This is a genomic window from Cellulosilyticum sp. WCF-2 (assembly GCF_003990395.1).
Classification (GTDB): Bacteria; Bacillota; Clostridia; order Lachnospirales; family Cellulosilyticaceae; genus Cellulosilyticum; species Cellulosilyticum lentocellum.
This window is the reverse complement of sequence record NZ_CP034675.1, coordinates 161,815-175,543: the sequence shown is the minus strand read 5'-3', so window position 1 is coordinate 175,543 and position 13,729 is coordinate 161,815. Positions and strand designations below refer to the sequence as shown.

Here is a 13,729-nt window from a genome sequence, read left to right as displayed (position 1 = left end):
TGGGAGAAAGGCTTGATGAGAAGAGTATTAAATTTTATTTTTAGTCGAATGGTTATTGTAGGGCTGTTAATTCTTTTTCAGCTTGCTTTAATCATAGGGGTTATTTGGAAATTAAGTAACTATTTTATTTACTTCTATGCTATTTCGATATTGATTAGTACAGTTGCAGTAGTTCATTTAGTAAGTAAACAGGATAATCCATCTTATAAATTAGCTTGGGCCATTCCTATTATGTTATTTCCTATGTTTGGTGGGTTCTTTTATATTTTAGCTGGCAATAATAGATTGGGTAAAAAGCTAACGAAACGTTTAGAAGTGATTTACTATCGTACTGCGCCTCAGCTTAAGCAAGATCCTAAGATTATTGAGGAATTAGAGAGAAAAGATAAGCAAATTGCTAATCAAACAAAGTATATTAAAGACTATGCACTTTTCCCGGTGCATCAAAATACAACTACTAAATACTTAAGTCCCGGAGAACGTTTTTTTGATAGCCTTATAGAGGAACTAGAGAAGGCAGAACATTTTATTTTTATGGAGTACTTTATCATTCATGAAGGGAAGATGTGGGATACCGTTCTAGAAATCCTAGAAAGAAAGGCAAAAGCAGGTGTTGATGTTAGAATACTTTATGATGACATAGGTTCCTTACAAACCTTACCTTATAAGTATGAGGAAAAAATAAGGAAGAAAGGCATTCAGTGTGTTGTCTTTAATCCTCTTGCGCCTGTACTTAATGTTATTCTTAATAATCGAGACCATAGAAAAATAACGGTTATTGATGGATACATTGGATATATGGGAGGTATTAATCTAGCAGATGAATATATCAATGCCATTGATAGATTTGGTCACTGGAAAGATGCAGCCATTATGCTCAAGGGAGATGCAGTATGGAATCTTACAATGATGTTTTTGCAGACATGGAATTTCAGTACCAATAAATATGATGATTATGAAATGTTCAAGCCTCATACCTACCACCCAGAGCCATTTGAATCTGATGGTTATGTGCAACCCTATGGTGATAGTCCATTAGACCGTGAAACAGTAGGTGAAAATGTGTACCTGAATTTACTACATAAGTCAAAGGATTACGTGTATATCAGTACACCGTATTTAATTGTAGATAATGAAATGGTCACAGCCTTAAGTTTGGCTGCTAAAAGTGGAGTGGATATAAGAATTGTAACACCGCATAAAGAAGATAAGTGGTATGTGCACATTGTAACAAGAGCTTATTATAAACAACTTATTGAAGCTGGTATTAAAATCTACGAATATACACCTGGTTTTATTCATTCTAAAACAGTGGTTTCAGATGATGAAGTGGCTATAGTGGGTAGTATTAATTTTGATTATAGAAGCTTATATTTACACTTTGAGTGTGCTACTATGGTTTATCAAAATAAAACTGTTTTTGAAGTTAAAGATGATTATTTAAAGATGTTAGAGATTTGTACACCTATTACACTTGAGGATTGTAAAAACGTTAGCATATGGACTAGATTAATGCGTTCCATTTTACGTTTGTTTGCACCACTAATGTAATAAAAAATAGGTAATAAGAGAGGTTGCTTAAAAGTAAAAGCAATCTCTTTTTATTTAATAGGTGAAATCATATTCGTGCCAACCCAAGTCAAGGTTTTGATATTTAAGTGATGTATAAAGATGATCCAAAACATGCATGGGTAAAAGCAGTAGAGAGCAGGGTTAAATACAACTAAGAAATATAATTCACACAAAGCTTGAACTACAAGGCCTTTCATCAGTAGATCTCTAATCTAAAAAGAGCCTTGTGGATTTTTAAAAAAGGTTTTTAACAAGCTTTTTAAAAAGCTATATATGAAAAAACATGAATAAAAACTTGAAATTTTAGAGTAGTAGTTTACCTTTGTGAGGAAGTATGATAAAAATAATAAGTTTAAACGAATTTTATATTTCATCTGTGACTACATCAAATAGGTATACTTGTATCTTGTAATGGGGTAGAGATATGCTGTATAAGTACCTCAAAAGGTCCTGAGTAGTCACATCTACTTGAGGGCTGTTTTTTATGCCCGAAATAAAATGGAGGGAAAATGACTTATACACAATTATTAAATGAAACGATTACCTTATATTGTGAGGGAAAATATCTGGAAGCTTATAGCTTCCTTACGGAAAACTATAAAGAAGTGCAAGGTAATATGGCTCAAATTTATAATTTTAGATATGCCATAGCTAGTAAAGCAGGTTTATATGAAGAAGCAATCAAACTTATGAAAGAAGCTATATTAGAGAAAGGTCATTGGTATAGTTATAGCTACTTGCAAGGGGACGAAGACCTAGATGCCCTAAGAAGTTATGAACTATTCGATCAGCTTTGTGACATATGCAAGAAGAGAGAAGAACTAGCAGTAAAGCAAAGCTTACCTCAGCTGAAGCTGGTTGAACCAAGCCATCAGCGAAAGGCGTATCCCCTTGTAATAGGGTTGCATGGTAATGAAGAAAACATGGCTATAGCGGAGTACTATTGGAAGAATTTCAAAGAGAAAGGCTATCTTTTAGCCTTGCCACAGTCTTCAGAAATCAAATTTGATGGAGGCTATTATTGGAATGATATAGAGAAAGGTTATAAAGAACTGGGGAGCCATTATACTACCATAGTAGAAAATTTTAAAGTGCAACAAGAGAATGTCATTTTAGGAGGCTTCTCTTCAGGAGCAAGAGTAAGCTTGTATTTTGCTTTACATAGCAAAGTAAAAATTAAAGGACTGATACTAATAGCACCATGGCTGCCTGAAATAAAACAATGGTTACCTCTCTTAGGCAGATTAAAAGAAACAAAAGTCTATATTGTTTGCGGAGAAGACGACGTAGATTGCTTAAGTGAGACTGAGGCACTTGTTAAAGCACTGGAGCAAACTCAAATAGATTATATATATGAGAAGGTAGCACATTTGGGACATGATTTTCCTATAGATTTTATTACATATATAGAAAAAATATTAACTTTTACTAGGGAGTCTACTTGCAGCCCACATATATAGAAGTGTAAAAATAAATCAAACAACTTCCACGGCATAATCACCGCAGCATTAACTTGAGGAACTGACCGGGTTGACCACGTCTCAATCTGTCGTTACAGGTACCTCTGGCTCTAAGGAAAATATTCACTGGTGCGCTGACAGGGAGCGCCATTTATAAGTTGTCAAAACGTTTTTACATTTAGTATTACCAAATAAAGTTTTAAGCCAGAGTCTTAAGGTCTGAGCTTCCTAGTATAGGGTGCACCGGCCAAGACTTTAAGGAGCTCCTCACTCATTGGCTTGGCTTTCATAGTTGCTCTTAGTAGGCACTATTCTAAATCATAGAAGTGCTGAGGAGCCATTTTATGCCTCGAATAAGGTTTACTTAAGCAGCCATGAAAGTTCATTTCAGGAGTCTGGAGCGAAAAAGCACTCACCAAGTATGTATAACATCAACTTGGTGAGTGCTTTTTTGTTGCTCAAATATTAAATCCAATCCATCCTCATCATAGAGCAGCTAGCTGCTACATTAAGTGCATAATGAGCATAGATAATATTTAGTGAGTTTACCTATACAGTATACTGACCAATTTGCTCTTCCAAATACTGCGAGCTTTGAGTTAAGCTTTCAGAGGTTGAAAGAAGTTCTTGCAGGGTAGCAAATTCAATATTACCATAGTCTTCACTAGAATGAGTGAGGTTAATGATTTTTTCAGCAATATGAAAGATAGTTTGCATGTCTACATGGATAACGTCTTTGGTGAGGCTAACGGAAGTTAAGATATCATTAACAGCTTTAATGGATTGCTCAACTAAGGTGGTAGCACCTTCAATGGAATCAAATTGTTTTTGAACTTCACCTAAAACATTTTCGGTAGCTTGCTCAGCAAGGATAACTTGCTTCATATTATTAGAAACATAAGAAACGGATGCAATATTATCCTCTACGATGGTTTGAATATTTTGTGTGAAGCTAAGGGCAGTATCAGCTAATTGTTGCATCTCTTGTGCAATAACGGAGAACCCATTGCCTTGTTGACCAGCTCTGGTAGCTTCTATAGAGGCATTAAAGGCTAGAAGGTTGATTTTTCTGGAGATAGCTTGAAGAGTGATAAGTATAGAAGCAATCTGAGAAGATTTTTCTCCTAAATCTTTAACCTTAATACGAAGCTCATAAAGCTTGTCACGTTGTGTATTAATGGCAAGTGTAAGGTCCTTAGAAGTTTGAAGACCTTGTTGCACATAGGAAATGACGTAAGTAGAGTGCTCATTAAGTTGTTCTTTGATCGTATCCCCATTTTCGCATTGGCTATGAAGTGTAGAGATGGAAGCAATAGCATCTGTAACTTGGGTAATCTGTTCTTTAGCACCCGCCTTAATTTCGTTTATAGCATTTAAAGTAGCGGTGGCATAATGATTACATTGTGTACTTACTTGATCGACAGCAGAAGCATCCTTTAGCAGCGAACCGGAAGTTTTCTTTAAATCATGGATAGAGGTACTTAGATGATGAGTAAGTTCGTTAGTAGCAAGGGCAATTTCTAATAAATCTTTTGTTTTGATTTTACTAGTATCAATATGAATGTTAAGGTCGTTGGCTTTTAATTTAGTTAGTGTGTGTACAATATATTGAAGTGGTTTTAGGAATCTTGTAGTATAAATGAGTCCTATAATGAGTGAAATCATGAAGATAATCGTAATAGATAAAACAAGAGGCTGAAGCATATCTACAACTAGACTATTTATTTTATCTTCAGCAATATAGGTGATAAAATTCAATTGATTAATGGTTTGACCACGATAAAAATAATAAGGAATATCTTTAAAGCTTGCTGAAAACTCCTCATCATGAGTATTGACGATGTGATATCCCCCGGGAAGTAAAACAAGCTTTGTATTGATAGCTTCACCAGCTGTAGAGGCAAGAATATTACCATTAGAAAGATAAATCATGGATTCTAAGGGAAAATGACCTTTATACTTTTCCAAAGCAGAATTAAGATACTCAGAAAAAGTACCCATACTGATATCAAGATTAATTGCTCCTAGAAATTCATTAGAATTGTTTAAAATAGGAGAGGTTATAGTAATGACAAGTTCTTTGGATAAACTATCAAAATAAGGGGCTGATACAGCAGTCTTCTTATTTTTTTTGGCTAATTTATAAAAATAGGTACCATCTAGATCCTTACTGGTAAGCTTACCTTGTGTATTATCAGGGTAAGAAAAAGATTCTTCTTGATCTTCCGCTTTAAGAGAAATACCAGAAATAAAAGGACTCTCATCTACAATATATTTAAGCTTATTAGTAGTGAACTTTTTAGCCTTGGGTGAATCCTCATAGTTAAGTAGTGAGGTATCATTACTTAATACAGTAAGGACAGAGGATTCATGTTCTAAAAGTGTTGCTAAAGTAGAAGAGGTTATATCGTTAATTTGTATGGCAGTATTAGTTATGTCACGTTTTAAATTTGAAGAGGTATTTTGAATAATGGTAGAAATCAATAGAAGAATAGGGAAAATGGAAATCATAAAGATGAGTATGATAATACGACTCATTAAATTGAAACGCACTTTTTTTGAAGAATGACATTTCCATAAAGATATATGTTTGATGAACTTTTTCATAAAATCTCCTTGAATATTTTTAATTGGGTAAGTAAGAGTATTGTAAAGAAACAGCATCAAACTAGTATTAAATTAAGGTTAAATCTATCTAAAATTAGTAAAATTAGGGACAAAATTAGGGACGGTTCTTAAAATAAAAAGAATAAAGAGGAATAAAGAGGGACAATAAAGAGGGACAGGTCTTGTGAATAAGAGGATAAATGTGATTGAAATTGGGGACAGTTCCTAAAATTAGTCGGCTATCTGTGGATAAAATAAAAAGAGGAGATAGTAATCTCCTCTTTTTATGGTTAAACTATTTGTTTAATGGTTTCTTTAAGAATCCAAGAATGACAGCACCTACTACTGAGCCAACTACTAATGATACAAAGTACCAAAGTGGCTGACCGATTACTGGAAGTACGAAGATACCACCATGAGGTGCATTAAGTGTACATCCAAAGAATGATGAAAGTGCACCGGCAATACCTGAACCAATAACACAAGCAGGAATAACCTTTAATGGATCAGAAGCCGCAAAAGGAATTGCACCTTCAGTGATGAAGGAAAGTCCCATAATGTAGTTAACAATACCTGATTGACGTTCTCTTTCTGTAAATCTATTCTTGAAGAAAGTAGTACAAAGTGCAATAGCTAATGGAGGTACCATACCACCGATCATTACAGCAGCCATAAGAGAAAGATTACCAGCCTCTAAAGCAGCAATACCTACCACATAAGCAGCTTTATTAAATGGACCACCCATATCAATAGCCATCATAGCAGCAAGAATAGTACCAACTAATACAGCACTTGTTGTACCCATATTTAAAAGAGTATCTGTAAGCCAAGTGTTAACAAAAGCAACTGGTGGGTTAATGATGAATGTAATAGCAACACCAATTAGACCAACACCAAGGACAGGGTATAGTAAAGTTGGTTTAAGTCCTTCTAGTGATTGTGGTAAAACAGATAGTACTTTTTTGAGGCCAACCATTAAATAACCACCAGCAAAACCAGCAATAAGTGCACCTAAAAAGCCTGAGCCTCCTGAGTTAGCTAACATACCACCGACAAAACCAACTACAAGGGCAGGACGCTCACCAATACTCATAGCAATATACCCTGCAAGGACAGGTAGCATGAATCCAAAGGCAGCGTCACCAATAGATTTAAACCACACAGCCGCAGCGGCATTAGAACCAAGGGCATCTGTATAACCAAGTAAAGAATCAATTAAGAAAGCAAGTGCAATGAGGATACCGCCCCCAATAACGAATGGCAGCATATGAGAAACACCATTCATTAAGTGTTTGTAAAGTTGACGGCCAAGACCTTCGCTTGTTTGTGTTTCACTATCACCAGCAACTCCAGCATTTTTAGCATGATAAATAGGTGCATCACCTTGAGAAGCTTTGGTGATAAGTTCTTCAGCTTTATGGATACCATTAGCTACTTTAGTGATGATTACCTTTTTACCATCAAAACGGTTCATCTCTACGTTTTTATCTGCAGCTACGATAATACATGTTGCATTTTTGATGTCTTCATCAGTAAGTGCATTTTTAATACCGCCAGATCCATTTGTTTCTACTTTACATGAAATACCCATTTCATCTGCTTTGTTTTGAAGTGCTTCAGCAGCCATATAAGTATGCGCGATACCAGTAGGACAAGCTGTAACGGCAAGGATAGTATAACCCTTAGTTTCTTTGGCATCATTACTAGAAGTAGAGGTCTTGGCTGTATCTACTACATCACCAAATTTTTCAGTTTCTTTTACGTTAATAAGTTTTAAAAATTCTTGTGGACTATTAGCATGAATAAGTTTTTCTCTAAACTTAGCATCCATAAGAATTGTAGATAATCTAGAAAGTACATCTAGATGTGTATTATTAGCTCCATCTGGAGCAGCAATCATAAAGAATAAGTGTGAAGGAGCTCCGTCTAAAGCTTCATAATCAACACCATCTTTACTTACAGCAGCTACAAGTGTAGCTTTTTTAACAGCACTTGTTTTGGCATGAGGAATAGCAATGCCCTCTCCTATACCAGTTGTGCTTAAATCTTCACGTGCTAAAATAGCTGATTTGTAAACTTCTTTATCACTGATATTACCAGTAGAATACATTAAGTCTAATAAATAATTAATTGCTTCTGATTTAGAATTTACTTTAAAATTCAAGTCGATACTTTCGGTCGTAAGTAAATCTGTAATTCTCATTATAGCCTCCGAGTTTTATTATTATAGCTTAGAAAGTAAGTCATCAATTTTATCGCTAGTAGCAAGCCATGTAGAAAAGGCAGTTGCACTACCAGTTGCTGTAGCGAATTTAAGAGCTTGTTTTAAATCTTTAGTTTTAAGGTAGCCAGCAATAAATCCTGCTACCATAGAATCTCCAGAACCTACGGTATTAATTACGGTACCTTCAGGAACAGAGATTTTAACTACTTCACCTTCATTGGTGATTAAGATAGAACCGTCCCCACCCATAGAGATAAGTACATTTTGAGCACCCATTTCTTGTAGTTTTCGAGCATAGGTAACAATATCATCATCTGAATTTAATGTGACATTGAACATCTCAGCTAGCTCAATATGATTTGGTTTAATAAGGAATGGTTTGTATTGAAGTACATTAAGAAGCAAATCTTTAGTAGCATCTACTACCACATTAATATTTTTATTAGCTAGCATTTTCATGATGTCTTTGTAAATACTATCAGGGACACTTTTTGGAATGCTTCCAGCTAAGACTAAGAAGTCGCCTTCTTCGATTTGTTCTAATTTGACATAAAGGTCCTTTAAATCACTAGGTGTAATTTGAGGTCCCATACCATTAATTTCAGTTTCTTTATCTGCTTCAAGTTTTACATTAATTCTAGAAATACCACGATCGAGCAAGATGAAATCAGTGTCTCCACCTAATTGCTTCATGACATTCTCAATTTCTTTCCCTGTAAAGCCAGCAATAAAACCTAGTGCTTTATTAGGAATACGTAAATTATTAAGTACAATTGAGACATTAATACCCTTACCACCAGGATAAATCTCTTCTTTATTACTTCTATTAACACAGTGAGCATTCATTTGGTCTAAATGCATGACGTAATCTAAAGATGGGTTTAAGGTTACGGTATATATCATTTAACTATCCTCCTTGTATAAAAAACTAAAAATGTAAATAACTTCAAAATAGGGCCGTAGCTACAATTATAATAATTGTGTTTGTATAAGTAAAGAAAAAAATAAGGCTAATTATTAAATTTATTTTAACATTTATCTTATATAACTCTATAGTTCCCATTAGAAAAAAATTATATGAAAACAAATAGAGGCATTAATAGAAGAATATAGAAAATTAATAAGCAGAAAGATTTTATGAAAAGTAAAGTTTTACAAGGTTGGAAACGATGCAACATAAAAACAATGTACAAAATGAACAATAAATTGGAATGATATTTTCTGTAAAAATATAATAAATTAATGAAAAGTAGTTGATTTTTAGATTAAAGTAGTTTATTATGATATTGAAAACGGTACCGATAAGGGTACCGGACAGCAAAGTATACTAAACTTCAGGCAATAATTAAATTGAAAGAAAGATAAGTTAATAAAAGATTGGGAGAAATGCCTATGAACATTAAAGACATAGCGCAAATTGCCAATGTTGGTGTGAGCACTGTATCTAGAGTGTTAAACGGGCATCCAGATGTAAAGGATGAAACAAGGGCGAAAGTGCTAGAGGTTATTAAAAAGAACAACTATATTCCCAATAATAGTGCTAGAGTATTAAAACAAACCAACACAAGAAATATTGGCATTTTAGTAAAAGGTGTTTTTAACCCTTTCTTCTCTGAAATCTTAAAAACAGTAAGTACAGGAGTAGAAAATGCGGGATACACAATGATTTTACAACATCACAATAATGAAAATGATATTGATACATTACTAGGCTTTATTAAAGAAAAGAAACTTCAAGGTGTTATTTGCCTAGGTGGAAACTTCTTAGATTTAACAGATGAAGTATTAGCAGAAATAAGTGCAGCCATTGTACTGGTGTCAGTAGATTCAGTTACTAGAAAAAACTTGAAAAGATGTTCCTCCATTAGTATCGATAATCAACAAGCATCCTATATGGCAGTTAACTATTTAATTAATAATGGACATCATGAAATAGGACTTATGTTAGGTGAGGTAGTTGACTTTGGAATTGGCAAAGAACGTTATGAAGGATATAAAAAGGCCTTAGCAGATCATCAGATTCCTTTTAACGAGAAATATGTTCTTTATGGAGGTTTTGAGTGTAAAGGGGCATATGACAAAACAATAGAATTTCTAAAAAAGGAAAAACAAATCACAGCCATTTTTGCTATATCAGATATTATGGCTGTTGGAGTAGCTAAAGCAACAGCTAATCTTGGATATACAATAGGAAAAGATATTTCCATTATGGGATTTGATGGAATGGATTTTGCTACATATTATGAACCATCAATTGCAACAATAAAGCAGCCTAAACAAGATATGGGATTACGCAGTGTAGATTTACTTCTCAAGCTGCTGTCTGGTAAGGCTGAGAATGCACACATTTTCTTAGATGTTAAGTTGGTTGAGGGAGGATCTTGTCAATCAATTTAATATATATAATTTTATTATTTCTCAAATGAGAGAGGGGAATGAATATGAAAAAGAAATTTATTAGTGTATTATTAGGAACAGCAATGTTATCAACAATGCTAGCAGGATGTGGCAATAGCAATAATGCAGGTAATAATGCAGCAACTAGTTCACCTTCAGCTAGCGCAAGCACAGAAGCTTCAGAGGCGCCAGCTACAGAAGAATTAGCAGGTGGAGAAAAAGTTGATCTTTACATTTTACAATATAAAGTAGAGATTCATGATGCATTACAAGCAGCAGTAAATAAATATATGGAGCTTCATCCAAATGTAAACATCACTTTAGAAACTGTTGGTGGTGGAGATGATATCGGTGTTGTTTATAAATCAAAAGCAGCAGCAGGGCAAATGCCAGATATCTTTAATGCTATTGGGCCAGAAGAATGTGGCACATACATGGAATACTTAGAAGATTTATCAGATCAACCTTGGGTATCTCACGCTAACGCAGGTATGTTAGACCTTAATACTATTGATGGTAAAGTATATGGTCTTCCAGTATCAGCAGAAGCATTTGGTCTTATCTATAATAAAGCTATTTTTGAAGCAGCTGGAATCGATGCCAGCACACTTACATCATATGATGCAATCGATTCAGCTTTCGCTACATTACAAGCAAAAATTGATGCTGGTGAATTAAAAGATAAATTCCCAGATCTTAAAAATGTAACAGCAGTTCAAGGTGCTGAAAAATGGGTACTTGGTGACCATGCTGTAAATGTTGCCTTAGCTCCAGAATTTAATGAAGATGTATTTGCTGTAGCAAACGCAAAAGAACTTCAATTTAATTTTAAAGATGCTTACAAAGCATATATGGAATTACAACTTAAATATTCTGCAAACAAAGATGATTACAAAGGTGCTGTAGCAGTTGATTATAGTACAGCTGTAAAAGAATTATTAGGTCTTGGTCAAGTTGCAGTTATCCAACAAGGAAACTGGATCTATGGCGACGTATCTAGTATTGATCAAGAAGTTGCTGATAACTTAGCATTCTTACCAGCTCCAATTAAAGGTTACAAAGAAGATAGTATCATCACATTAGTTGCGAACTACTGGTGTGTAAATTCACAATCAGATGCTAATAAGAAATTAGTTGCTAAAGACTTCTTAAATTGGTTATATCAATCAGATGAAGGTAAACAAATCGTTGTTAATGAATTTGGTTTCTTACCAGTATTCGATAACTATGGTGATTTAGCTCCAGCAGATGGTTTATCAAGATCAATCCTTGATTTTGCAGCTCAAGGTAAAGCTGTAAGTGCTGTATTCAAAGGAACACCAGGTGCATCTTGGTTACAAGACGTATTCGGTGCAAAAGTACAAGGTTTCTTAACAGGAGACTTAACTTGGGATCAAGTATTTGATGAATCAGCAGCTGAATGGGCTAAAATGAGACAATAATAGTCTAAATGGTGATAATGTAGCATTACTAGAGTAACAATTAGTGGGTGTGATAACAAATAAGAATCGCACCCACTAATATTACCTAGTAAATATAAAAGACATAATAATTTAGTCTGAAGTGTATAAAGAAATATATAGGTAATACCAAGTAAATATGGCCCCAGGTGATACAGCTTATGTAGTGTCTAAAGAAAATTTAAGTTACATAAAGGGGTTAAGAAGTAAGACAGAAAGAAGAAGCAAATAAGAGAGGGGATGTGCTTATATGAAACGCTCAAAAGTAGGGTTTTGGCTGTTTTTAGCACCATGTTTATTAGCATTTTTAACAGTAGTATTTATACCTATGCTTGGTGGATTTTACTATTCATTCACAGACTGGGATGGTATGGCTTCAAGTGTTAATTTTGTAGGTCTTGATAACTTTGTTAGGCTATTCACTGAGGAAAAACAGTTTTGGATATCCTTTAAATTTACAGCATTATTTACTTTAGCTTCAGTTATCCTAATTAACATTGTAGGTTTTGCATTAGCATTACTTGTTACAAAGAGATTTAAAGGTGCAAACTTATTAAGAAGTATATTCTTTATGCCAAACTTAATCGGAGGATTACTCTTAGGTTTTGCATGGCAGTTTATTTTCACAAAAGTATTTCCAGCTACAGGAATTCCTTTCTTACAAAACTGGCTTACTAATAAAGAAACAGGTTTTATGGCTCTTTTAATCGTAATGGTATGGCAAATGGGTGGATACATGATGATTATCTATGTGGCAGCTCTCCAAGGTATTCCAGATACAGTATTAGAAGCAGCTGAATTAGATGGAGCAAAAGGTCTCACTAAATTAAGAACCATTATTATGCCAATGGTATCACAAGCATTTACAGTAGGTTTATTCCTAATGCTTTCTAACTCATTTAAGTTATTTGACCAAAACTTAGCTCTTACTGGTGGTGGTCCTAACCGTTCAACAGAAATGCTAGCTCTTAATATTTATCAGACAGCATTTAGTGGTAATGAGATGGGATATGCACAAGCTAAAGCTTTAGTGTTCCTAGTTACTATAGCAATTATTTCAATTATTCAACTTACAATTTCAAAGAGAGCAGAAATAGAAGCCTAATAGTAGGTAGTGGAGGGAGGTAATTTTTATGGAAGAAAGAGAAAATGTGGTATCAAGAACAATCAAGATTGTTATAGGCTGTATTTTAGCTGTATTATACCTTGTACCAATTATAATGCTATTATCCGCAGCATTTAAAACACAAAAAAATATTTTCAAAGATATATTTGGTTTTCCAGATCCTATCGTATGGACTAATTTTGGCGAAGCCATGGCACGTATGGATTACTTAAGAGCATTATTTAACTCTGTATTTTTCACCGTTATATCAACAATTTTAATCATTTTCTTTGCCTCTATGGCAGCATGGGTACTTGTACGTTATAAAACAAAGATGTCAAACTTCATCTTTACATTATTTGCAATCTCCATGCTTATTCCTTTCCAATGCGTTATGTTACCAATGATGAGCATTATGGGAAAATTGAATATGTTAAATCCAGTAGGTTTAATATTTGCTTATGTTGGGTTTGGATCTGCATTATCTATTATGCTTTTCCATGGATTTATAAAAGGAATACCAGTAGAGTTAGAAGAATCAGCGATGCTAGATGGATGTAGTATGTTTGGTGTTTATAGACAAATTGTACTTCCATTATTAGGACCTATCGTAACAACAGTAGGTATCTTAAATATCATGTGGATTTGGAATGACTACTTATTACCAAGTCTTGTAATTGGTTCGAACATAGAGTGGCGTACTTTACCACTTAAGACTTTCTACTTCTTTGGTCAATTCTCAAGTCGTTGGGATTATGCATCAGCAGCACTTATCTTATCTATGTTACCAATCGTAATCTTCTACGCATTTGCACAAAAGAAAATTATTAAAGGTGTTGTAGATGGCGCAGTAAAATAAGAGCTAGTAGGGGCGGTTCTTAAAGTAGTAGGGACGGTTCTTATG

At 34.3% G+C, this 13,729-nt stretch carries 9 protein-coding genes; 6 read left to right on the top strand and 3 right to left on the bottom strand.

Annotated features, from left to right (window positions below; translation table 11 throughout):
* Positions 1 to 15 precede the first annotated feature (15 nt).
* Both cls and EKH84_RS00615 read left to right on the top strand, forming a co-directional pair.
* The gene (cls, locus tag EKH84_RS00620) at positions 16 to 1,551 is read left to right on the top strand and encodes a cardiolipin synthase (RefSeq protein WP_127064693.1); all 1,536 of its coding nucleotides are present in this window, start codon (positions 16 to 18) and stop codon (positions 1,549 to 1,551) included.
* A gap of 530 nt (positions 1,552 to 2,081) precedes the next feature.
* The gene (locus tag EKH84_RS00615; RefSeq protein WP_127064692.1) at positions 2,082 to 3,032 is read left to right on the top strand and encodes an alpha/beta hydrolase; all 951 of its coding nucleotides are present in this window, start codon (positions 2,082 to 2,084) and stop codon (positions 3,030 to 3,032) included.
* A gap of 549 nt (positions 3,033 to 3,581) precedes the next feature.
* Here EKH84_RS00615 and EKH84_RS00610 read toward each other — a convergent pair.
* The 3 genes from EKH84_RS00610 to pfkB all read right to left on the bottom strand — a co-directional run bounded on the left by EKH84_RS00610 (position 3,582) and on the right by pfkB (position 8,766).
* A complete protein-coding gene (locus EKH84_RS00610) occupies positions 3,582 to 5,639 on the bottom strand; it encodes a methyl-accepting chemotaxis protein (protein ID WP_190283439.1) in 2,058 nt (685 codons plus the stop codon).
* A gap of 295 nt (positions 5,640 to 5,934) precedes the next feature.
* A complete protein-coding gene (locus EKH84_RS00605) occupies positions 5,935 to 7,842 on the bottom strand; it encodes a PTS fructose transporter subunit IIABC (RefSeq protein ID WP_127064690.1) in 1,908 nt (635 codons plus the stop codon).
* Between the two features lie 21 nt (positions 7,843 to 7,863).
* On the bottom strand, positions 7,864 to 8,766 hold the full coding sequence (gene pfkB, locus EKH84_RS00600; RefSeq protein ID WP_127064689.1) for a 1-phosphofructokinase: 903 nt from the start codon (positions 8,764 to 8,766) through the stop codon (positions 7,864 to 7,866).
* Positions 8,767 to 9,255: 489 nt separating this feature from the next.
* Here pfkB and EKH84_RS00595 point away from each other — a divergent pair, with 489 nt between their 5' ends.
* From EKH84_RS00595 to EKH84_RS00580, 4 genes are all read left to right on the top strand, one after another.
* Positions 9,256 to 10,260, top strand: a complete 1,005-nt coding sequence (locus EKH84_RS00595; RefSeq protein WP_127064688.1) for a LacI family DNA-binding transcriptional regulator — start codon at positions 9,256 to 9,258, stop codon at positions 10,258 to 10,260.
* Between the two features lie 44 nt (positions 10,261 to 10,304).
* Positions 10,305 to 11,702, top strand: coding sequence for an ABC transporter substrate-binding protein (locus EKH84_RS00590; protein WP_190283438.1), 1,398 nt, complete (start codon positions 10,305 to 10,307; stop codon positions 11,700 to 11,702).
* Between the two features lie 268 nt (positions 11,703 to 11,970).
* Positions 11,971 to 12,825: a carbohydrate ABC transporter permease gene (locus EKH84_RS00585; RefSeq protein ID WP_127064686.1), complete on the top strand. Its 855-nt coding sequence runs from the start codon at positions 11,971 to 11,973 to the stop codon at positions 12,823 to 12,825.
* A gap of 28 nt (positions 12,826 to 12,853) precedes the next feature.
* Positions 12,854 to 13,684 (top strand): carbohydrate ABC transporter permease, encoded by an 831-nt coding sequence (locus EKH84_RS00580; RefSeq protein WP_127064685.1) that lies wholly within the window; start codon positions 12,854 to 12,856, stop codon positions 13,682 to 13,684.
* Positions 13,685 to 13,729: the final 45 nt, after the last annotated feature.